At 48.1% G+C, this 22,721-nt stretch carries 20 protein-coding genes, 2 pseudogenes and 1 riboswitch; of the genes and pseudogenes, 12 read left to right on the plus strand and 10 right to left on the minus strand.

Features of this window, described 5'->3' with window-relative positions:
- Positions 1-7: 7 nt before the first annotated feature.
- On the plus strand, positions 8-1,735 hold the full coding sequence (locus ACIFQM_RS18245) for an adenine deaminase C-terminal domain-containing protein (protein ID WP_430038846.1): 1,728 nt from the start codon (positions 8-10) through the stop codon (positions 1,733-1,735).
- Between the two features lie 81 nt (positions 1,736-1,816).
- Here the strand turns inward: ACIFQM_RS18245 and ACIFQM_RS18250 are convergent.
- Positions 1,817-2,499: pseudogene (locus ACIFQM_RS18250) on the minus strand (Rpn family recombination-promoting nuclease/putative transposase); the annotation flags it as partial.
- A gap of 410 nt (positions 2,500-2,909) precedes the next feature.
- On the opposite strand from ACIFQM_RS18250, the gene ACIFQM_RS18255 reads away from it, so the two are divergent.
- The 3 genes from ACIFQM_RS18255 to ACIFQM_RS18265 all read left to right on the plus strand — a co-directional run bounded on the left by ACIFQM_RS18255 (position 2,910) and on the right by ACIFQM_RS18265 (position 5,224).
- The gene (locus tag ACIFQM_RS18255) at positions 2,910-3,389 is read left to right on the plus strand and encodes a Dps family protein (protein ID WP_430038844.1); all 480 of its coding nucleotides are present in this window, start codon (positions 2,910-2,912) and stop codon (positions 3,387-3,389) included.
- Positions 3,390-3,538: 149 nt separating this feature from the next.
- Positions 3,539-4,663, plus strand: a complete 1,125-nt coding sequence (locus tag ACIFQM_RS18260) for a nitric oxide synthase oxygenase (protein WP_430038842.1) — start codon at positions 3,539-3,541, stop codon at positions 4,661-4,663.
- A gap of 102 nt (positions 4,664-4,765) precedes the next feature.
- A complete protein-coding gene (locus tag ACIFQM_RS18265) occupies positions 4,766-5,224 on the plus strand; it encodes a hypothetical protein (protein ID WP_430038840.1) in 459 nt (152 codons plus the stop codon).
- A gap of 71 nt (positions 5,225-5,295) precedes the next feature.
- Here the strand turns inward: ACIFQM_RS18265 and ACIFQM_RS18270 are convergent, their stop codons facing one another.
- From ACIFQM_RS18270 to ACIFQM_RS18285, 4 genes and pseudogenes are all read right to left on the minus strand, one after another.
- A complete protein-coding gene (locus ACIFQM_RS18270) occupies positions 5,296-5,733 on the minus strand; it encodes an AbrB/MazE/SpoVT family DNA-binding domain-containing protein (protein WP_430046871.1) in 438 nt (145 codons plus the stop codon).
- Between the two features lie 190 nt (positions 5,734-5,923).
- Entirely contained in the window at positions 5,924-6,643 is a 720-nt protein-coding gene (locus tag ACIFQM_RS18275; protein WP_430038836.1) for a 3-ketoacyl-ACP reductase, read from the minus strand.
- A gap of 210 nt (positions 6,644-6,853) precedes the next feature.
- A complete protein-coding gene (locus ACIFQM_RS18280; protein WP_430046869.1) occupies positions 6,854-7,183 on the minus strand; it encodes a hypothetical protein in 330 nt (109 codons plus the stop codon).
- A gap of 122 nt (positions 7,184-7,305) precedes the next feature.
- Positions 7,306-7,407, minus strand: a pseudogene (locus ACIFQM_RS18285) (PadR family transcriptional regulator); the annotation flags it as partial.
- A gap of 395 nt (positions 7,408-7,802) precedes the next feature.
- Between ACIFQM_RS18285 and ACIFQM_RS18290 the strand changes: the two are divergent.
- Positions 7,803-7,931, plus strand: coding sequence for a DUF6985 domain-containing protein (locus ACIFQM_RS18290; RefSeq protein ID WP_430038833.1), 129 nt, complete (start codon positions 7,803-7,805; stop codon positions 7,929-7,931).
- A gap of 70 nt (positions 7,932-8,001) precedes the next feature.
- On the opposite strand, the gene metE is transcribed toward ACIFQM_RS18290, so the two are convergent.
- The 4 genes from metE to ACIFQM_RS18310 form a co-directional block, all read right to left on the minus strand.
- Entirely contained in the window at positions 8,002-10,320 is a 2,319-nt protein-coding gene (metE, locus tag ACIFQM_RS18295; RefSeq protein WP_430065942.1) for a 5-methyltetrahydropteroyltriglutamate--homocysteine S-methyltransferase, read from the minus strand.
- Positions 10,321-10,480: 160 nt separating this feature from the next.
- Positions 10,481-10,676: riboswitch (cobalamin riboswitch) on the minus strand.
- Positions 10,677-10,860: 184 nt separating this feature from the next.
- Positions 10,861-11,358, minus strand: coding sequence for an anaerobic ribonucleoside-triphosphate reductase activating protein (nrdG, locus tag ACIFQM_RS18300; protein WP_430038829.1), 498 nt, complete (start codon positions 11,356-11,358; stop codon positions 10,861-10,863).
- A complete protein-coding gene (locus ACIFQM_RS18305) occupies positions 11,355-13,304 on the minus strand; it encodes an anaerobic ribonucleoside triphosphate reductase (RefSeq protein WP_430065944.1) in 1,950 nt (649 codons plus the stop codon). Before ACIFQM_RS18305 ends, nrdG begins: the two co-directional genes overlap by 4 nt.
- A 258-nt stretch (positions 13,305-13,562) precedes the next feature.
- A complete protein-coding gene (locus ACIFQM_RS18310) occupies positions 13,563-14,033 on the minus strand; it encodes an AbrB/MazE/SpoVT family DNA-binding domain-containing protein (RefSeq protein WP_430038825.1) in 471 nt (156 codons plus the stop codon).
- Positions 14,034-14,410: 377 nt separating this feature from the next.
- Between ACIFQM_RS18310 and ACIFQM_RS18315 the strand changes: the two genes are divergently transcribed.
- Both ACIFQM_RS18315 and ACIFQM_RS18320 read left to right on the plus strand, forming a co-directional pair.
- On the plus strand, positions 14,411-17,395 hold the full coding sequence (locus ACIFQM_RS18315) for a glycoside hydrolase family 3 C-terminal domain-containing protein (RefSeq protein WP_430065946.1): 2,985 nt from the start codon (positions 14,411-14,413) through the stop codon (positions 17,393-17,395).
- 66 nt (positions 17,396-17,461) lie between these two features.
- Complete coding sequence (locus ACIFQM_RS18320; RefSeq protein WP_430038821.1) at positions 17,462-17,959, plus strand: Rrf2 family transcriptional regulator; 498 nt, start codon at positions 17,462-17,464, stop codon at positions 17,957-17,959.
- Positions 17,960-18,076: 117 nt separating this feature from the next.
- Here ACIFQM_RS18320 and ACIFQM_RS18325 read toward each other — a convergent pair whose 3' ends face one another.
- Positions 18,077-19,168 (minus strand): GGDEF domain-containing protein, encoded by a 1,092-nt coding sequence (locus tag ACIFQM_RS18325; protein WP_430065948.1) that lies wholly within the window; start codon positions 19,166-19,168, stop codon positions 18,077-18,079.
- 434 nt (positions 19,169-19,602) lie between these two features.
- On the opposite strand from ACIFQM_RS18325, the gene ACIFQM_RS18330 reads away from it, so the two are divergent.
- The 5 genes from ACIFQM_RS18330 to ACIFQM_RS18350 all read left to right on the plus strand — a co-directional run bounded on the left by ACIFQM_RS18330 (position 19,603) and on the right by ACIFQM_RS18350 (position 22,646).
- Entirely contained in the window at positions 19,603-19,917 is a 315-nt protein-coding gene (locus ACIFQM_RS18330; protein ID WP_430039058.1) for a hypothetical protein, read from the plus strand.
- Positions 19,918-20,012: 95 nt separating this feature from the next.
- Positions 20,013-20,408, plus strand: coding sequence for a Fur family transcriptional regulator (locus ACIFQM_RS18335; protein ID WP_430038817.1), 396 nt, complete (start codon positions 20,013-20,015; stop codon positions 20,406-20,408).
- Positions 20,384-21,223 (plus strand): winged helix-turn-helix domain-containing protein, encoded by an 840-nt coding sequence (locus ACIFQM_RS18340; RefSeq protein ID WP_430038815.1) that lies wholly within the window; start codon positions 20,384-20,386, stop codon positions 21,221-21,223. Before ACIFQM_RS18335 ends, ACIFQM_RS18340 begins: the two co-directional genes overlap by 25 nt.
- A 145-nt stretch (positions 21,224-21,368) precedes the next feature.
- Entirely contained in the window at positions 21,369-21,782 is a 414-nt protein-coding gene (locus ACIFQM_RS18345; protein WP_430038813.1) for a BlaI/MecI/CopY family transcriptional regulator, read from the plus strand.
- A gap of 3 nt (positions 21,783-21,785) precedes the next feature.
- Entirely contained in the window at positions 21,786-22,646 is an 861-nt protein-coding gene (locus tag ACIFQM_RS18350; RefSeq protein ID WP_430038811.1) for a M56 family metallopeptidase, read from the plus strand.
- The last annotated feature ends 75 nt before the right edge of the window (positions 22,647-22,721 follow it).

The raw sequence follows: 22,721 nt of genomic DNA on the forward strand, positions 1-22,721 counted from the left end.
ATACATCATGCGTGCAGACAAAATGATTTTACAAGTTAAAGTATATAACAGCTATTACAAGACGTTCGAGGAAGGCAATGTTGCTATACTTGACGGCAAGTTTATGTATATCGGTCAGCGCGGCCTGGAGTCGTTTGAAGTGAATGAAATTGTAGAAGGGCACGGGAAATATATGATTCCCGGCCTGATCGACATTCATCTCCATATTGAAAGCACAATGGTGACACCAGCGACCTTTTCCTATGGACTCATTCGCAACGGCGTGACGACGATTGTACCGGAACCGCACGAAATGGCGAATGTTTTTGGATTGGAGGGCATTCAGGAAATGATGGCGGTCAGCAAGGATTGCGTGGCTGATATGTTTTACGGTATTCCAAGCTCTGTCCCGGCAACGCCGCTCGAAACCTCAGGGGGCGAGATTGATATTCCTGAGATTGACGCACTGCTGCAAACCGGTGAGATGATCTGTCTGGGTGAAATTATGAACTATGTGGATGTGATTCGTAATCCAGAGGGCAAGACCAACCGTATTTTACGCCATGTTCGTGAGCATTACCCGGAGCTGATCATTGAAGGGCATACGCCGCAGTTGCTTGATCTGGACCTGCATCAGTTGATCTACGCGGGAATTGGCTCGGACCATACCCACCAAAGCATTGAAGGCATGAAGGCGCGTATGGCTGCGGGGATGTTCATCGAGATTCAGGAAAAATCCATGACCCCTGAAGTGATGGAGTATTTGATTCAGGAAGACGTGGCGCAGCATTTTTGCTTTGTAACGGATGATGTGATGCCGGATTCCTTCGTAGAGCGTGGGCATCTGAACCATATTGTAAGCAAAGCAATCGGGATGGGCATGAAGCCTGAGAATGCGATCTATGCTGCTACGTTCACACCTGCAACACGGATGCGTATGCACGACCGGGGCACGATTGCACCGGGGAAAATAGCTGATTTTGTCTTGTTGTCTGACCTGAGCCATTTTGAAGTAGAGAGGGTGTACAAGGACGGACAAAAGGTATTCGATAAATTTGAAGAGTATCATCAAGCTTCGTTAAGCTGCTATTTTCCACCTCATTTTTACCAAAGTGTAAAGCTGAAGCCTCTCACAGAGCGGGATTTTACCGTAGAGCTGGATGTAGAGGATGGTACACATCATTGCCGTATTATGATGGTGAAGGACGGATCGACCTTTACGAGCGAACGTATTGCACCTGAGCAGGTGGCGAATGGTGAGTTGATGTGGGAGCAGAGCGAACACGGGCTTATCGCTACTTTTGAGCGGTATGGCAAGAATGGTAACCGTGCCTATGGTTTGATCGGGGGAGACACGATTAAGCGCGGGGCGGTGGCAACCACGTATTCGCACGATAACCATAACTTGCTGGTCGTGGGGCATAACAAGCAGGATATGATATTGGCGGCGAATACGGTGCTTTCCAGTCAAGGCGGCTTTTGCGTAGTTGAAAATGGCAAGGTGCTGTCCCATTTGCCGTTAACCGTAGGCGGGATTCTAACAGAAGGACCGTTAGAAATGGTGGCGGCCCACGTGAAGGAGTTGCGTTCTGCCTTGCTGTCGCTTGGTTACCGCCATTACAATCCAATCATGTCGCTGAGCACTCATTCTTTGCCAGTCAGCCCGGCATTGAAAATTACCGATCACGGCCTGATTGATGTAAACGCGGGCAAGGTTGTACCCTTGATTGTGGACCCTTTGGAGATAAGAGAATAATAGTAGAGCAGACCCTCTTGCGGGTCTGCTCTTTTTGTCGTGGTCCGCTTTACCTTCTGCCTTGCCTTCTTCTTTTGCTCCTTCAATCATGGATGCCTCATCATGTAGATACCGTTGTTTTGCTTCATATTGAAGTCGGGCTTCCCGATCCTGACTTAGGAATTCCAAGGTATCCATCGCTTTTTTCAGTACAGGCTCGTTCATGGTCAGCACCTCCCATTGTGATGGATTCGCTCCTTTTAGAAACAAAAGCCAGTTTACCAATCCGCCGCCCTCCATCGGTACAGTATCATGGTCAAGCTTGGGGAGTTCTAGAAAATGCAGTTCGATATCATCACTGAGTGAGATACCTGTTCGATTTTCCCGAAGATGATATACATTATGATACTGATCATTAGGCAAAAAGGAGTAGTTCAAAATATTAATGGTAACGCATTTTCGGAGTAACTTATATGATTGTCCTTCCTGTAGTTGACCAGCATACTGCTTGCTCCAGTAAAATAGAGTCCTTTTATCGGTATCATATTTATTAAATAACTGCATTTCCACGTTAATCAATTCGCCTTCGGATGTTCTGGCTCGGATATCCAGAATGGATTGTTTGTCACGAGGTGATTCAAGAAAGTCAGCAACACATCCCGATTTTCATCGCTTCCAAAGATACGTTTAAACAGAAAATCATTTCGAGGATCAAGTAGCTCTGTCATGTACATCCACCCCATTTTATATTCTATTATACCACGTAAGCTGTAACTCACATACATCACGACTGTGAACAAGGTAATGATAATGGCGAAGCTTTAACAGACAAAATTAACATCTTCTATACTCGTATTAATGTAAGCTATGTATAACGCGTTGACGGCTTGCGGGATAAAGACTACATTTAGGCTGGATATATACTACAAAAGTCTTTGGAGTGGAAAGTACGGAAGTGCTGGATGCTCCCTTTTTAGCCGGGGAGGATTTTGCGCTCTATACACAGCAGGTTTAATAAGCTCTTGCAAATAACTGACCTAATGTTATAATTAAAACAGGATTTAGATTAAGTCTAATTTAATATTGAATATTTATTGGAATCACGCATGGGATTTGCAGGTTAATCAAACACTAAAGTCACGGGAATTCAGGCTTCACTCCAACTATACTATGGATGATGAGAGGGGAATTACACATGAGTACATTAAATCATACGAACGCTCAACCTACACAAGAGGTTATTCAAGAATTGCATAAGGCTTTGAACCGTCAGGTAGCTACCTGGTCGGTGTTGTACACGAAGCTGCATTATTTCCACTGGTACGTAAAAGGACCTCATTTCTTCACACTGCATGCAAAATTTGAGGAGCTTTATAATGAAGCGACAGCTAACCTGGATATGATTGCTGAACGTTTGCTGGCCATTGGAGGCCGTCCTGCGGCTACCTTGAAGGAGCATTTGCAATTGTCAGCCATTCAGGAGTCAGCAGGTGAGCAGACAGCCGAGGATATGGTAAAATCCGTGGTTACGGATTTCAACACGATTACTACTGAGCTGGCTAACGGCATGGAAGCAGCGGATGCGGCACATGACAAAGCGACTGAAGATCTTCTTAATGGCTTGAGAGAAGCGGTGGATAAACATATCTGGATGCTCAACGCATATTTGGGATAATCTTTTGGAATATATTCCTATGGATATGAAGATCAGGTGAACAAGACACACATCCCGTTGGTTCCAGACCACCACTGGAGTATAATGACGGATAGGCGTGAAAGACACGGGCTCATCAGTATTGAGAGCTGCCGGGATGGGGTGTACGTATGGAAGTGAAGCAACAGCTTTTGCGTGAAGCAGAGCAGTTTATATATACATGTTATGAGGAGCTGGGCCGAAGCCGTGATGAAGCGGAGGCCCGGCTCCTTGAGATTCGTCATGATATAGATACTACGGGGACGTATGATCATACCTATGATGAGCTGGAGCATGGGGCACAGATGGCTTGGCGTAACAGCAATCGTTGTATCGGTCGTTTGTTTTGGGATAAGCTTCTGGTAAGGGATGCCCGCAACGCCTCAAGTACAGCGGAAGTGGTTCATGAGCTGTTAGAGCATATACGCATAGGGACAAATGACGGTAAAATCAAGCCGACGCTTACCGTGTTTCGCTCGTCCAAGCCGGGGCAACCGGATATTCGCATTTGGAATCATCAATTGATTCGGTATGCTGGCTATGAGAGCGCTGAAGGAGTGATTGGGGACCCGATCTCGGTAGAATTCACAAATGCGTGCCGCCGCATGGGCTGGCAAGGAGCCATGACTCCCTTTGATGTATTGCCGCTGATTGTGGAAGCAGGTGGACAGCCTCCTGAGCTGTTTGATATTCCCGAACATTTGGTGCAGGAGGTACCTATTGAACACCCGGAACTTCCGGGGGTGGCTTCGTTAGGTTTGCGTTGGTACGCCGTGCCTATAATTTCGGACATGACGCTGGAAATTGGCGGTATCATCTACACCGCAGCTCCTTTTAACGGCTGGTACATGGGGACAGAGATTGGTGCGCGTAATTTTGTCGATCCCTTCCGTTATAACATGCTGCCGCAGGTAGCCGAGCTGATGGGGCTGAATACCTCAAGCGAAACGACGTTATGGCGCGATCGGGCGCTGGTGGAGTTGAACAGTGCTGTGCTGTATTCTTTTAAAAAAGCGGGAGTCAGCATTGTCGATCACCATACGGCAGCTACACAATTCCAGCTGTTTGAGGAACGGGAAGCCCAGGCGGGGCGTGCACTCACAGGCGATTGGACATGGCTGATCCCGCCGTTATCTCCGGCGACCACGCATATTTTTCACAGTTCCTACGATAATCGGCTTGTAAAGCCCAGTTTCGGAGTTCAAGAGAAGCCGTATATGCCGAAGAAGCCCCAAGGCTGTCCTTTTCATTCTTAATCATGTTCATGGAAAGCTTTAAGTATCGGATTCGTGTTCCTATTCTATATGATTAGAATAAATTCAGCTTTTCATGTCATAAGGTCGAGGAGCGAGGCGGAGTTGGAAAGAAATCAGGCAGAGCGCATCGTCGCTAAGCTTTTGCAACGGGCTGATATAGGTGTGACGGTCCAACTGGAGAAACGGTTTCCCGGCGGGCGGCTGATTGGGGGCAAATATGCCATGAATGCTCACACCATTACAATGTATATGGACACGATTGAAACACAATGTATGCAGATGTTTGGCAGCGTCGAACAAGTCGAGGAGTACTTTACGGTTGTGCTTGCGCATGAGTTTGGACACGCCGCTGATTCTGAGCTGCCTGACCTCTCCGATGCTATGGAACAGGAGAGTGAGTTAGGTACCCGACAACGGTTTGCGCTGCAAATTGAAGAAAACGCATGGAACTATGCGCTCAGATTGGTGCCGGAGATTGAGATAACGTTCATTTCCACCGTTATTGAAGAGTCCTTGTTGGCCTATCGGGTCCCGGTTGTGGAGCAGTCTGACATTGCATAAGGATGATGATCCGAGAGCCGACAGGCTCTTTTCTTTTTGTGGCGAGCTCAAACGCGGGTCATTGGAACGATTCAAAGTAGAAGTTTTTTTAGCTGTGACACGCGTCCCTGAGACAATTCGAGCATCTCGGCCAATTCTTTTTGTGAAACATTAGGGTGTTTTTTCATGAGCTGTTTTAGTTTATGCAGGAGCTCAGTCTGATTTCTGTAATTCCTTCTTTTCTTGGGCTGAGCAGGACGTGCTTCGCCTGAATGACTGGAGGGATTATCGCTCTTTAGCTTCTCAATGCAATCGTTGCATATCAAATGATCTCTGAAGTAGCTCAGGTTATCTACGGCACTGCAAAAATAACAAGATACCCCTGTATATTTACGGATCATCAGGCCCTCTGATGTAATAAAAAAATCAAGGGCATCTCCAATATTGATATTCATAGAATTGCGCAGCTCCTTGGGCAGCACGATGCGGCCCAGATGGTCTAATGGTCGTGTCATTCCTGTATTTTTCATTATCATTTCCCCTTTTATAAATGCGCTTATCGGTGCAAAAATCGTAGGTTATGTATGTTGAAAAGTACAAAGCGCGTATATTGCAGTTTGAATTGTATTAGCTATGAACAAAAAAGAAGCTCCAGCATGACGAACAATGACGTCTGCCGGAGCGTGGTACAGCCCAATGAATCTAAGATGTCGAGTTAAATTATTGTGGGTTGGTTGTCCAAATACCGGCTACTTTTAATTGAACCCGCGAAGGCAGCTTCAGTGCCGCCAATGTCAGGTCGGCCATATCCTGTGGCTGAAGCATACGGTCCTCGTCGCCAATCGGCAAACCTGCATTTGCTGCCAGTTCCGTATTGACTGTGCTTGGAGTCAGCGCGGTGACGCGAATGTTGGATTTGCGAACCTCCTGCATCAGTGACTCCGTGAAGCCCATCAAAGCAAACTTGGAGGCGCAATACGCCGAGCCTGTGGCGAAGCCTCGTTCGCCTGCTGTGGAGGATACATTAATAATGTTGCCGCTCTGCTGAGCAAGCATGCTCGGAAGAACCGCGTGTGTGACATAATAGGTTCCCAGCAGATTCACGCGGATTATGCGTTCCCACTCTTCGGGGTCCATGTCTGCAACTGTGCCGAATGTAGCAATTCCTGCATTGTTAATCAAAATGTCGACAGCGCCCAGATCATGCTCCAGCGAGGCTACAGCTGCAGCGGCCTGTGCGCGATCAGATATATCCGCGATAGCGCTAACCACCTTCACGCCGTATGTACTCCCCAGTGAATCTTGCAGCTTTTGCAGGTCAGGTAGTGTGCGTGAGATTAATCCCAGGTTGACGCCTTCCTTGGCCAAGGCCTCGGCAATGGCTTTACCAATGCCTTTAGTGGCGCCTGTAATAATGGCTGTTTTATTTTTAAGTTCCATCCAGTCTCCTCCTTATGGCTACATACATAGTTGTGCATTTAAGCACATGGTTATATTATACTGATTTCATTTCCCTGAACCAAACTTCTCTCCAACCAGGCCACTCATTTCGCTTGGTTGCGACCTGGAGTGTAAGTCCTCTGACGATGGTCATGATGGCTTATTTAGAAATAGCAATATTGCCTGAAGTCGTTTCGACCTTCATAACGTTCACACTACCGGGAACGGATTCGGGAGTGCCTGAGGTGGCTGTGATGGTTGTGTTTTGAATGGAGGCATCCTGTAGCTGTCCACGTGTGAACGTCCATTTTTATCAATAGCTGTTATTTCCCGCATCGCTTGTTGATTCCATTTCCAGTATCGAACCGTACCTCTGACCAGAAGGTTCAGAAGGTAGCGTACTCCAGGCAACAGGAATAGGCCAATCCCGGTCAACGTGATGGCAAAAAAGAATTTAGCGGGATAAAAGTTGCCGTTCAGCGCATAATCTGCGACAGCGAGAAGGGGGGCCACTATCAAGCTGACCGCTGCTGCTGCCAACGAAACCCATACTGCCCACAAAGAGGCTAGGACAGGAATGGAGATTAACAAATTGAGAAACAACAGTCCTAAGAAAGTAAATAGAATGCGTGTGAAGTTTCTCTAGCAACTCATTACGTTCCTACGGCCTGAGCCAGTTCGTAGCCGTAACGGTCCCTGCGCCCAATTAAAACAAGAACGCACAGTTCCAGCACCCCTTTTTTGAATTGGATGTTCACATTCATGAGCGGTGCGCCCTTCCTGGATGTTATCATTGCTTCATAGGTGTCGTTTGGAGTATGGGGGGGAGAAATGTGTGTTTGAACATAAAGGATTTCAGGTACTAATCATAAATCAGTAGTCAGGTATAATTTAACATCATGTACTGTTTAATGCAAGGTTATAAAATTTTAAAAGATAAATATGCAGGCTCATTTTAGGAGTTTTCTTTCACTTCTAGAGTCAATGAGATAGCGAATGCTGCTGAAAAAAGTAGTTCTAATTAGAAAAATGCCGAATTTTCGGGGGATTTGCAGCAACCGGACTGCTTTAATTTTATTCTTAACGCTCTTGGGATGGTTGCAAAATGCTCAATAAAAGGAACTATGGAGATAAAGATCATTTCTTATAGAAAGTTATATTGATTCCTGACTCAGCGGAAGAGGATGAGCTGTATTTGAATTTTGGCTGTTCCTGGGATAGGGAGCATGGCTTGGGTGTATATATGAAGCAGGGAACACCCGAGCATATTCAAGGGGCATACACATGATATGATTTGGAATAGAATCCCCTTCCGGCGTTTAGGGAAAAGAGGGCCGGGAAGGGGAGGGGTTTAGAAATTAGCTGGATACAGCCAACGAATCTCTGGCTGCTTGAGCAGCCAGCACCATTTGCCGCAATGCATCGACGGATTCATCCTTGGTGCGGGTTTTCAGGCCACAGTCTGGATTGACCCAAAATAAATCAGAAGGCAGTACGCGCAGGGCACGCTGTATCATACTCAGCATTTCAGACACATCGGGAATGCGCGGGCTATGGATATCATATACGCCCAGACCGATGCCCTTGTCATACACCTGATCCTCAAAGCTGACAATCAGTTCTCCGTGGCTACGCGAGGTTTCAATAGAAATGACGTCGGCATCCATATCGGAGATGGATTGGATCATATCCTGAAATTCGGAATAGCACATATGCGTATGGATTTGGGTGGCGGGATCAACGGTTGCTGTTGTAACAAGGAAGGCTTGAACCGCCCACGCCAGATAGGCTTGCTGCTGCTCTTTTTTCAGTGGAAGCCCTTCACGGATCGCAGGTTCATCGACCTGAATCATGCCAATCCCCGCTTGTTCCAGTGCTTCTACCTCTGCACGAAGGGCCAGTGCTAACTGTAAAGCAACCTGACTGCGAGGAATATCATTACGCTCGAAGGACCAGTTCAAAATCGTTACCGGACCTGTCAGCATTCCTTTGACTGGCTTGGAGGTCAACGATTGGGCAAAGGCCGTTTCTTCCACAGTCATGGGTTGATCGAACGACACGTCTCCGTATATAATCGGCGGTTTAACACACCGGGAGCCGTAGGACTGCACCCACCCGTTTTGTGTAAAGGCAAAGCCTTTCAGCTTTTCGCCAAAAAATTCAACCATGTCTGTCCGCTCAAATTCCCCGTGTACGAGCACATCAATGCCAATGTTCTCCTGAATATCAATCCATTCCTTGATTTGCTGCTGAATGAACGTCCGATACTGCTCGGCAGACCATTCCCCTTTGCGATAGTGCAGACGGGCTTTGCGAACCTCTGCGGTTTGCGGGAAGCTGCCAATCGTCGTCGTAGGCAGTGGAGGCAGCTTCAGCTTGTCCTGCTGGATCACACGACGCTCAGCGAAGGGAACGCTGCGTGACTGTGGCTCTTTCGCCAGCAGAGTCTCCATATCGGCAGTCGTCTGTACTCGTGCCGCCGAGCTGTTGAAGCGGGCTACCGCGTCTGCACTCTGCTCAAGCTTGGCAATTGCCGAGGGTTCGCGTTTGCCAAGCGCAGCGGTCAAAGCTGCGATTTCTTCCAGCTTTTCATCGGCAAAGGCCAGCGCTTGCACCAGCTCTCGGTCCAGCTTGTGCTCTGCTTCCAGGCGGACTGGCACGTGCAGCAGACTGCATGATGGCTGCACGATGAGCTGACCAGCGGTGGTTTGCTCTGCCAGTTGTCCAAGCAGCGCAGCTACGGTGTTCAGATCGGAGCGCCATATATTGCGCCCGTCAATAACACCAGCGGCCAGCGTTTTCCCTGCGGGGAAGCCATGGCGTAGTACATGTTGCAGGTTTTCGCCATCATCATGCACAAAATCAAGACCTATTCCCTGTACCGGGAGCGTGGACAGGCGCTCATAATGATCCAGACTGCCAAAGTAGGTTTGCAGCACGATATTTAAGGATGGAGCAGCTTGGGCCAGAGCCTCATAGGCCTCCTGAATAATGTCCAAATCCTCTGTCGGGAATGAGGTGGTCAAGACAGGCTCATCTACCTGCACCCACTGAACGCCTTCCGCAGCCAGCTCAGACAGGACGCGGGCGTACAGTGGCATGAAGCTTCGTATGATCGCGGCCAAATCCTTACGGTCATAGCCTTTGGACAGAGCAACGAACGAATAAGGACCGATCATGACGGGTTTACCTTCAATACCTAGTTCCTGTTTCGCTTCACGATAAGCCTGCAACGGCTTATTCTCGGTGAACACCGGAGTTGCATTTGCCAATTCCGGTACGATGTAGTGGTAATTGGTATTCAGCCATTTGGTCATTTCACTGGCGGTGGCACCTTTTTGTCCACGGGCTATCCCGAAATAGACGGATAGGGGAACAGGTCCCTCGGGACGGTAGTTGAACCGTTCCGGCACCAGACCGAACATCACGGATGTATCCAGCATGTGATCGTAATAGGAAAAGTCTCCGACAGGAATTCGATCAATTCCCTTGTCGCGTTGCTTGCTCAGATGCTCCAACCGCAATCGTTTCATCTCGGTATGCAATTCGCTTTCATCCATGCTGCCGTTCCAGAAGCGTTCCAGTGCTTTCTTCCATTCCCGGTTTCCTCCGATACGCGGATATCCCAGGTTACTGCTGATCAAGCCGGACAACTCAGGCAATTCGGTAAATGACATATACTTTTCCTCCCAGGCTGGTAGCCAGTTTATTTTTGCGTACAAAAAAAGACATTCCTCCCCGGAGTTAAAAATGAGTAGGGGAAAGAATGCCTCCGTTATTTAAAAAATGAAAATTCGGCGACTGCTCTTAACACCTCCCTATCTCCCGTAGGTACTTGCGATGTTGTTGAAATAGGCAGGTCTCCTGACTTACGGATCATGACTTTCAGCGCTCCTTCCCGGTCTGTGGACCAGTGGGTGTATCAACAGCTGAAAATTCCCCGTTTACAGTGGCGGGACCGCGCCGGACTTGCACCAGCTTCCCTTTTAAGCCTGAACTGAATAGAACAGACACCTATCTCCAAGCTATGTGATTATGGTATGACGAATAATTATGCACTCGTATACTTGTTCACCATCATAAGTGAAACTTGCAGGATACGCAATATAAACTCTGTTTAAACCTAAAATGAACTACATGCAAAAAAAGACAAACCTTCCCCCGTAGGGAAAGGACTTGTCTTAGGGCATAACAGCTCATGCGAGTATAACATCGCCTTAGGCTAATGTAACTATAGATCCTGCCTGAATGCTGGCCTTCACATCCACCAGTCGTTGATTGCGACTGCCCCGGAAGGGAAGGGTAAGATCCTTTTGCTGTTCTACAAAAGGGCCGTCCACAATCACATCGCATAGCAGCGCCAGCTCCCGGCGGGCCTGATCCGTAAGCAGCTCCTCATAGTCAAAGCCGGTATAGGCCCACACGGTTCGGTCAGGACAGGCTGCGCGGAAGTCGTGCACAAACTGCGAGCATTCCGATGCCGAGAAAAAAGGGTCTCCGCCGCAAAGGGTTAACCCGTCCAGCAGTGGATTATCTGCGATGTCACGGATGACTTCCTGCTGTCGCTCCAGTGTGAACGGTTCACCTGCGCGGAAGCTCCATGACGAGGGATTGAAGCAGCCGGGGCAGGCATGGCGGCAACCGCTAATGAATACGACGGTACGCAGGCCATGCCCTTCGTTCAGAGATTCAGGAATGTAGCCGCATAAATTCACCGATGCTTCACCCGGTCGCGCACCTCAGCCTGTTTCGCGGCGTTGAAGCGAACGGTATAATCACCTGTCAGATATCCGGTTACCCGGCGCAAACGCTGAAAATGCGTATGTTCTTCATCAGCACCGCATTGGGGACAGCTTGTCCCGATAATGCCCTCGTAGCCGCATTCCGTGCAACGGTCTACCGGATGATTGATGGAGAAGTACCCAATGTTCTGATGGAGCGCGTATTGTACAATTTTAAGAAACGCCTCCGGGTTATTCCGCGCATTACCATCCAGCTCGATGTACGAAATCGCACCAGCGTTGCACAGATTATGAAATGGGGCTTCGAGGCTGATTTTACGGGCAGCCGGAAGCGTATAGTACACGGGAATATGAAAAGAATTCGTGTAGTATTCACGGTCATTCACACCGGGAATGACTCCGAAATCACGCTGATCCAGCAACGTGAATTTGCCGGATAGACCCTCGGCAGGCGTAGCGAACAGCGTAATATTAAGGTTATGCAATTCACTCATCTGGTCGCAGTAGACACGCATGGAAGCTATGATTCGCTGCGCCTCGCGGTATACAGCGTCATCCTCCCCGTGGTGTTTGCCGTACAGTGCCTTCATGCACTCAGCTAACCCGATGAATCCCATAGAAAGCGTACCGTGCTTTAGTACGCTTCCCACCTGTTCATCCGGCTCCAGCTCTTCTCCGCCTTCCCATACCCCTTCGCGCATCATAAAGTCTGAGGCTTTTGCCGGCTGGCTGGTCTGTATATGGTAGCGATGGATCAGTCCGTCCACAGCAATGCGCATAACCTCTTCCAGTCTGGTATCAAAGCCATCCCGGTCAGGTATTTTGCGCTTGCCTGTGCAAATGCCGTACTCAATGCCAAGACGCACCAAATTAATCGTATTGAATGAGAGATTACCCTTGCCGCTTTGACGGTTTCTGCCGAAACGGTCAGCAATGGTACGGGTACGGCAGCCCATCGTCGCAATAATGGTATCCGGATCATCTGCGCGGTAATAGGGCAGGTTGAAGGTAGCATCCACATTGACAAAATTAGGATACATACGTTTGCTGGAGCATTCTACTGCCCGCAGGAACAAGTCATAGTTGATATCGTCTTCAGCCTGATTGATTCCTTTTTTGCATTGGAAAATATGCTGTGGGAAAATAGGGGTTTCCCCGCTGCCCAAGCCACGGATAGTGGCCTCCAGCAAGGATAGTGTAACTAGTCGCCCCTCAGCAGAAGTACACATCCCGTAATTCAGTGAGGTGAACGGAATTTGTCCACCTGCCCGACTGCTCATGGTATTCAGGTTATGAATAAGGGATTCGGCGGCCTGCCGGGTTTCCGTCTCCGTTTCTTCGCGTGCGAATGCGTATGAACGAGGGCAGACCTCATGTAATAGGCTGTTGGCTATATGTAATTCGTCATCAGGCAGGGCGGATTCTATTTTTTCTCCGAACAGACGGAGTCCCTTGCGCAGATGCTTGCGGAAGGAGCGGGCCACGAAAGGAGCAAGGTCCCAGTCTATTTTATTGGCAGAGACACCTCCAAATTGGCTGTTTTGCTGAGACTGGAATATGATAGCCACCAGTGCCATAGCAGACATAATAGTTTGTGGTGTGCGCACAGAGCCGTTGCCTGTATTAAAACCATCTTGCAACAAGCGGCCAAAGGGAATAAAGATACAGTTCGTAGTCCCGAGCGCATATTGGTCCAAATCGTGAACATATACATATCCACGGTCAATCGCGTCCGTCAGTTCAGACGGAAGCACACGTAGCCGCGCATACCACTTGGCGTACTCGGAGCCGAGCTTGCTCATTTTGCCGCTGAACGATTCTCCATTCAAATTTGCATTCTCCCGCAGCATGTCCAAGTCTTGTGCGCCAATGACCCGCTCGCCGATGCTGTATAATTGATGTTCCTCCAACACCTTCATTGCAAAAACCTCCATATAGTAAAATATATATTATTCTCCAAAAAACAATATATTGACGATATCATGTACTAAACATTTGTTTCAGTCTATATATTGTATATATGGATGGATGGAGAGTATGTGATTTTTGTCACGTTGATAAGGGGGAGAACACACAAAAAAGTCAGGTGGAAATTAGGAACATATCAACGAATACGCTCCTTATTCTACACCTGACGATCGGATATTTGACAAAAAACAATAAAATTGCTGAATAATCTAAAGCAGCTTTTTCAGTTGGGACACCCGGCCTTGTGAGATATCGAGCATTTCGGCATATATCTTTTGCGGCAGGTTGGGATGTTCCTGAATCAGCTTTCGGAGCTTTTTTACCATTTCTCCTTGCTGGATTCTGGATTGTTTAGGCTGCCAGGTTGTATAGTTACGAACCGGCTTGGTATGCTCTTGAGCCTGGATGGCTTCAGTGCTGGTGGGATGTACATTTTCCTCTGTCTTTAATACCTGAATGCAATCGGCGCAAATAAAGCTATCACGAAAATAAGTCAAATGATCAACTGTGCCGCAAAATTTGCAGGATACACCTGTATATTTCCTTAATACAAATCCTTCTTCATTCACGAAAAATTCGAGCGAATCACCAATATTGATATCCATCGTGGTGCGCATTTCCTTGGGAAGCACGATTCGCCCCAATTGATCCAGAGGCCGTGTCATTCCGGTATTTTTCATAAACCCTTCCTCCTTTGATTATATATCCTGATTATACCAAAAAATATTATTTTTTGCTTTGTTTATTGAAGAAAATATACAATTTTTTTAATTTACGCACTGTTACTCACCAGGTAGATTGGCTAAGAGCTTCCTGAATGGTTCTGTAGAAGGCGCGGACGAAGCTACAAATTCATGATTATAAGCTCATGTCCAAACAAACATCCGATATCCATGCCATTGGCGACACTAGTCTATTCGGTATTGCTTGAGGAAAGACACCAAATGGTGAGCAGCAGCAGTTGTTGCCGGGGTACTCCTTTTTCGCTATGATATATTAAAACGCTTTCATAAGGGCCTTTTATGATATTTTAAATGAAGACAAGGAGATGACGGATATGAGTCATGAAACAACGGATTTAGAATATCTTTTTCAAAATCCGAAGCTTCATCTGGACGAACGTGTCTGGGATTTGGTGTCCCGGCTCACCTTGGAGGAAAAGATTGAATCCATGCTGCAATATCAGCCTGCCATTGAACGATTGGGAGTCCCCGCATACAAGCATGGTACGGAAGCAGCACATGGTATAGCCTGGTTAGGAGAGGCGACTTCCTTTCCGCAGCCTGTGGGTTTGGCTTGTACGTGGGATACGGAGCTGATGCGACAAGTCGGCTCGATTATTTCGGATGAGGCGCGTGTATACTACCGCCGGGACCCGGCGCTAAACGGACTGACGTTATGGGCACCAACCGTAGATATGGAGCGTGATCCGCGCTGGGGGCGTAATGAGGAAGCGTATGGAGAAGACCCGTATTTGACGGGAGAACTGACGAAGGAATTGGTCAAAGGCATACAGGGCGATCATCCGGTATATTTGAAAGCGGTTGCGACATTAAAGCATTTCCTCGGAAACAATAACGAGGTGGACCGGGGAAGTGATTCCTCCAGTATAGACCCGCGAAACCTTCGTGAATACTATTTGAAAGCCTTTGAGAAGCCTTTTACGGAAGGCAAAGCCCAGTCCATGATGACCTCTTATAACCTGATCAATGGAACGCCTGCTACGTTGTACCACGGTGTGAATGATATTGTCAGGCACGAATGGGGAATGGACGGCTTTGTCGTCAGTGATGCTGGTGATGTGATGGGAATCGTAAAGGACCATCAGTATTATGACTCCCACACACCGGGTGTGGCTGAATCTATTCGCGCAGGAATCGACAGCATTACAGATGATGCGGATTTGTCCAAGCAGGCCATTCGTGATGCCTTGGCGCAAGGAACGCTGCAAGAAACGGACCTGGATCAGGCGTTGTTCCATACATTTCGTGTTCGCTTTCGTCTGGGGGAATTTGATCCGGCGACAGACAATCCCTATGCCTTGATCGGGGAAGAGGCCCTGATGACAGAGCAAGCCCGTGAGCTGTCGTTGCGTGCAGCGAGAGAGCAGATCGTACTGTTGAAAAATGAGCGTTCGCTCCTGCCGCTGGACCCTGTGGGGTGCGGCAAGGTGGCGGTGATCGGGGCACTCGGCAATGAGGTGTACCGTGACTGGTATTCCGGTACACTTCCATATTTTGTGACACCGCTTGAAGCGATTCGCGCCAAGCTGGTAACCAAAGACGCGCAGGAGCGCGTCATATACCGCGATGCCAAGGATCGCGTGACCTTCGCGGCGGCGGCTGACGGAGCGAAGCTCACAGTTGATTCCTTCGGTGACATGCGGTTGTCCCATGATGCCGAGCCAACGGTTTTGACCGTGAACGATTGGGGCTACGGCAGCGTCACGTTGACCGACGAGCGCCTGGGTACCTATGTGACGAGCGATGAGGAGACGCTTCGTGTGACAGCTGAGGAAGCGTATGGCTGGTATGTCAAAGAAGTCTTTGGTCTGACTCCTGTTGAAAAAGGGGAGCATCTGTGGACAACATGGAATGGCAAGCCTGTGATCACAGGGCCGGAGGGCTCATTGAAGGTAGCCGAGGCTGCGAGTTCCGTACCTAACGCTGTAGGGGATAACGGGACGAAGGCTTCGACAGCCTTGGAACAGGTAGATGCAGCTTTCCGGGTAGAGACGGTGTCGGATGGTTTAGTGGAAGCGATAGCCACTGCGCAAGCGGCAGATACAGTGATTGTATTCGTCGGCAATCACCCGTTGATTAACGGCAAGGAAGAGAATGACCGTCCGGGTTTGGAGCTGGCAGCTTCCCAGCAGCGGCTCATCGAGGAAGTGTATCGGGTTAATCCCAATACGATCGTGGTTCTGACGGGCAGCTATCCGTTTGCCATCCCTTGGGTACAGGAGCATATTCCAGCGATCGTGTACACGTCTCATGCCGGGCAAGAGCATGGCACGGCAGTAGCGGATGTGCTGTTTGGGGATTACGCGCCAGCGGGTCGTTTAAATATGACATGGTATCAAGCGGAGGACCAATTGGGTGATATCAAAGATTACGATATTATTCGCGGCGGACGTACCTATCAATATTTTGAAGGTGAACCTTTATACGTTTTCGGCCACGGTTTGACGTATTCGCCATTTGAGTACAGCCATCTGCGCACAGATGTCCAAGCGCCCGATCCCAACGATACGTCTGTCCCCGAAGGTCGAGACAACTCTTTTGATGCCCTGGATGCCACGGATACCCTGAAGGTATGGGTGGATGTTACGAATCGGGGCACAGCTGCTGGGGAGGAGGTTGTACAGCTATATGTACGGCCCGGAGCTTCGCGAGTAAAGCGAGCGTTGAAAACCTTGTGTGGATTTCAACGCATCCGCTTGGAGCCGGGGGAGACGCGAACGATTTCTTTTACAATGCGAGTGAAGGGTTGGGCGATTTGGGATGTCACACGGGATTGCTATTGCGTTGAAGCTGGCGAGTACACCTTGCTGGCAGGTGCTTCTTCAGCGGATATCCGGCTGGAGCATCCTGTGAGCGTTCGAGGCGAAGTTATTCCACCCCGGCAAGCCGGACAACGCATTCGCGCTGAAAACTTTGATGATTGTTCCCATGTCCTGCTGGATGAAAGCAAGGAGCAAAAGGAGGCCTGTGTACGTCTACGTTCACCTCAATGTCCCGGCTGGCTTGCCTTTTATGGCGTCGAGTTGGGAACGGCGTGTGTGATTGAACTTCAATGTCGCGTGTCAGGCAATAGCCACGATGCAGCAATTGAGCTTCGTTTGGATACGCCGGACAGCGAAGCTGCAGCACGTATAAACGTTGGCCATACGGGAGGAGCGCAAGCGTGGATGACGCTCTCCGAAGCACTGGGTCCAGTCTCAGGTTCACGTGATGTGTACCTGTGGTTGAGTGGCGAAGTGCGGCTAAGTTATTTTACTTTGAGCGCTTGTGCTACAGGAGATTCCAGCCTTCAGGCTTGAACTTACTTCTGACTTCACGTACAATGCATTCAACGAAGTTTCTACAGCTTAGGGGTGTCATTTCATTTGAATAGTGAAAAAAGACTACGCACCGCAACGCCCAGATGGCTTGGGGTGGCGGTAAAGGCGCTTGTCTATTTGGAAAAGCATGGAGAGCTCTGTGCCAGCGGGTCTATTGCCCGCTCTATTGACTGTGAGGTCACCTTGGTGCGCAGGGTGCTGACGCGACTTGTACAGGCAGAATTAATAGCAGCACGTGAAGGCCGTGAGGGAGGCTATGTGCTTACCCGTTCGGCAGACCATATTACACTTGCCGATATATACCACGCCATTGAAATATGTGATCCGATTTTTCCAGGTATGATGCATGAACCAGAGACGAACCCTTTTTGTGAGGAGCTTGCAACCGCTGTATCCGAAATCGTAGTCGAGAGCGAACGACGTATGCTGGAGGTATGGGAGTCCCATACGCTGGCCTCACTCGCCAAGCGTACAACGTTGGTTGTGGGCGGCAGTAGCCATAGTGAAGGCGAGGATGCCAAGGCTTCTTCCAAAGGGGATTAGCACATTTTTTTAAAAAAGGATAATAGCCGATACGATTCTTCCAAGAGAGGAGTGTATCGGCTATTTCTTAGGGTACTTCATATGATGCGAAATCGTAAATGAAAAGAATGCCCGGCTTTATACCTGATAGGAGCAGACCCGATTACGCCCTGCATTTTTAGCCTCGTATAGCGCTCGATCCGCCTGTTCCAGCAGAGCCGCCCCGGACATATCCACCCCGGTATCAGGAAAGGTCGTTACGCCGATAGACACCGTGACTTTGAGTACAAGCCCGTCCGACAAAACGAACTCGTACTGATCTACCCCGCCAAGGATCTGATTCGCTATGCGTAACGCTTGCCGGAAAGCACAATTTGGCAGAAGTACGGTGAATTCCTCCCCGCCGCTGCGGGTTACCACATCAAAGGAGCGACATTTTTCCCTCAAAATCTGACCTAGCTGACGCAGCACCGCATCCCCGGCCGCATGACCGTAGGTATCGTTCACTTCCTTAAAATGATCAATATCCAACACCAGTACAGATAAGTGCTCGTGACGTTGACGAGCTTGAGGAAGCTGTTCTTCCAATGAAAATTCGAGCTGTCTTCTGTTGCTTAAATTGGTGAGATGATCTGTATAGGAGGTATGCTCCAGACGAAGTAACAGCTCATTGGAGGTATTGATGGACTCAGCAATGAGATACAGAAGAAATCCGCCTGCCATAGAAATAACAAAATGGAGCGGATAAACGTCCAGAACATCATTAATATCATTCAAATTAATTGTGAGAGAGCAGAAAATAATGCCCAAAGCGAAAACGTTCATCATCATCATCTTCGTTAAACGTGACCAGGACAGATGTGACAGCAAAGCGCAACCCAGGCCCACAAGCATCATAAAAAAAGCCCCCACAATGGCTTGAGTGGTGATACCAAACAGCATTAATCTGCCTAAGCATATAAATAGGGTAGCCATGAGTGTTGCCGGTCCACCAATGTAAGCCGCCGTAGCTACGATGGCCAGATGACGAAGATCGGCAATGGTATTAAAGCCCAATGGAAACGAATAGTACATCAAGATAATGCCATAGCATCCAAAAAGAGCGCCTCCGATCCAATGTGCCTTACGCTTTAAGGTATGTAGGCGGATTTTATATCTTTGTAATATGAGCCCGGTTATGTACAAAAAGGTGACAAGGATACAGGTATTTATAAAAAACATACTGAACAAGATGTTAACCCTCCCGAGAGGCATATTCCTTCATTTTATCAAAAAAACTGACAATAAGCTTGAAAATAAAGAATTTATTGAAATTTATTACGCGGATGTGGCTTATAACGTTTCGTCCTTAAACTTAGTGCATAACTGGGAATAGATTGAGCATACTCCAAACATACAAAAATTAGGAAAAAAAGGTGCTGTCTAAAGCTACCTTTCTGGTGATGAGGTTTGCTCATGATTCGTTATCCCTATCGCAAACATAATAAAAAGTCGGGTGCGGACAAGAATAATGGAACGCCTTTGCATTCTTTAAAGATTGAAGCTAATGTGGAAGCCAACTTACAACAGATTAGGGAATTGACGTCAGGAAGCCGGACTTCCCGGGCTTTAAGCCTGTACTCAGCTCAGTACTTAGAGAACGTTTGCCTTTTCCTTACGGTGAAATGATCTGTTTCATGATGTTTATCCTTTGTGTATGTAAGCCATCACAGATGACCATGGCAGGTTATGTGGGCATTATAGCTGCGGGCATCGTTGTAGTTGAAGTAGCCATATTAAATGTAACCGTGCTGGGTACGAATATAACGGACCAAATATCCAGGTTGATCAGCAGGTTGTTTCCGAGCATGAGTAGCATAAAAAGTGTGAATATCCATAATATTTTCATGAAATATCCCTCCGACGTGTATGAGCCGAATGTATACCACGTATACATTGTGATGCAAAGTGGCTCAATTTATCCGATCCCATTGACTTGAAATAAATTAAGATTTATACTTATTCTAAATTTATTTACTATTGTTATTACTAGTTGATAATAAATATAATCTGTAATAGTTAAGGGAGATACGGTATGAGAACCTTAAATTTAACTTCGCAGCGCCAAGCGGTGTATGACGTGGTTCGTGAGGCCCACGATCATCCTACTGCGGCCGATGTTATGAATCGCTTGATGGAGCGTGGATATAATCTGGCCTATGGAACGGTCTATAATTCACTGCGTTATTTGACGGATAAGGAATTGATCCGTGAGTTGAAGCTGGGGGAAGCTGCCAGTCGTTATGACGGACGAATGGATGATCATCAACATATTATTTGTGAGGTATGCGGCCGGGTAGATGAAGTGATGAGCGAGGTTCCACACGATTGGATCGAGACGGTTGCGCATGAAACGGGATATACCATCGCCCATGCCCATGTCGTATTCGGAGGAGTGTGTAAGGAATGCCAAAGCAAGCGAATCAGGTAACGAATCGGCTCAAAGCGGCAGATATGCCAAGACGGGTGAAGGGTAACTGGACAACGATATTATCCGCTCCCTCTACCCCTGCGCTACAGACGGTTCCTTCCAATGAGCCGTTGTACTGCCCGACTACACGCCGCATCGTTCTGATCAGCTCGGTTCCGGGTGTCGTTCATGGTTTGGTACGTACGTTGTCAGACGCGTGCTTTGATGTGATGGTGTTCCACCGCTGGGAGCCTGAAGTACAACGTCATCTGGGAAGCGATCTGCTGATTTACGATTTGACCGCTACCGATACACGGAGTGAATTACTGGATATCCGTAATCGTCTTGAGGCGGAACAGATGAAAGATACGCCCGTCATGTATGTGATTCAGGATCGGCTGGCTGTTCGTGCGCATGAGCTACTTCCTTCGGAAGAGGTGCTGGTATGGCCAGCGGCTTCCAATCATATGGTGCATGATATTGAACGGATGATTGTACGTCATCCGGCAGCGTCCCGTCAGGCAACGCAAGGTAGCCGTCGTTCGGTGTTCAAGGACATCTGGATTGACCGTGATAAAATGTTAGTATATAAAGAAGAGAATCAATTGAATCTGACCAAAACGGAATATGATTTGCTGTTGAAGCTGATGGATGCTCAAGGCAAAGTCATTTCTCGTGAGCAGATGATGCATGATATCTGGGAGACGGATTTTGTAGGCGGCAGCAATGTCGTGGATGTGCATGTTAAAAGCTTGCGCAAGAAGCTGGGCGACCGGCCTGCGGAGCCTGAATATATTGCAACGGTCAGAGGTGTAGGCTACAGATTGGCGGATTGAACTGAAACTGATCAGGCGATGAATTGCCGCCGGATGGAGACATTCGGCGGATGTATATAAATCCTTTTGAAGAAACTTACATTAGGTGTGACGGTTGACTTTATCAGGATATATACACTACAATCGGTAGTGTGAGGTGCTTCTTATGAAACGGCTGAATTTTAAAACTGGCGAAACTGGACTCAACCGATTTTTCGGACCTCTGGAAGCCAAAATTATGGATATTTTATGGTCCACTTCGGATCGGAGCATCAAAGAAGTGCAGACCGCGTTGGAGGGGGATCGGGACTTTAATTTCAATACGGTGATGACCGTGATGAACCGTCTGGTGGAAAAGGGAATACTGAGTAAGAGTATACGCGGAAGAACGTCTTTGTATCGACCGGTTTTGAGCAGGGAAGAATTCAGGAATGAACAGTCCAAGGAGTTAAGCCACGAACTGGTGGATGAATTCGGTCCACTCGCTGTAAATCATATGATTGATGCTCTGGAGGTGGCCGATCCTATGCTGATCGAACGTCTGGAACAAAAAATTAAACAATGGAAAAAGGATATATAGACGATGTGGAAAACACGTTCTAAATTACTGTTTACAGCAGGCGCCTTTATTTCGGGTTTCGCCCTTATACAGATGGGTATGTACGCCGGGCAGCATATTTTCGGCTGGAAATTGGATTTTAACGTGTTTCAGATTTGTAGAAGTCTGTTGCAGAACTACGGAATTGGCTACATGGTGGATGCCCTCAGTGGACTCGTCTTTCTCACCTTTGGGATTGCCGGGATAGAGGCGATACGGCAGTGTATGGCCACAAGGGCGGCTTTCCGCAGACTGCGCCGGATGCGTGACCTGCCGCTGACGGAGGCACTGGGTGAACGATATCGTGAACTGGGAGCCGACCGGATTTGGGTCATTGATTATGCCAATCCTACCGCTTTCACCATGGGATTATGGAAGCCTCGCATTGTATTATCCTCCGCATTGCTGTCCCTACTGGACAAGTACGAGGAAGAGGCTGTCATATACCATGAAGCGTATCATATGAAGCATTATGATCCATTAAAGACATGGTTGCTGCAAATGTGCGCCACACTGCTGTTCTACTTGCCGGTGCTGCGTCATATTACCAACCATTATAAGATAGCCCGTGAAATTTTGGCTGACAATGAAGCAATTAAACGCACAGGTTCACCCATGGGAATTGGAAGTGCATTGCTCAAACTGCTGAGAATGACGCCCGCGAATGCCCATCTGGTGAATTCCGCCGCTTGCTCCTCTTTTGCAGAAACGTCCATTAATTATCGGATCTCACGTATTCTAGACCCTCAGCAAGAGCCGGTAATCCAATTGCCCTGGCGTTCGATTATGTTATCCAGTTATGTGCTAGTGATGCTGACGCTTATGTTTGCCCTAGCGTTAATGTAGTTTGGCAAGATATATCCTAATGGGTGGCGCTTTATGCGCTACCGATTATTGATGCATAGAACACTACGCATCGTA

This window comes from Paenibacillus sp. NRS-1782 (assembly GCF_050467685.1).
Taxonomy (GTDB): Bacteria; Bacillota; Bacilli; order Paenibacillales; family Paenibacillaceae; genus Paenibacillus; species Paenibacillus terrae_A.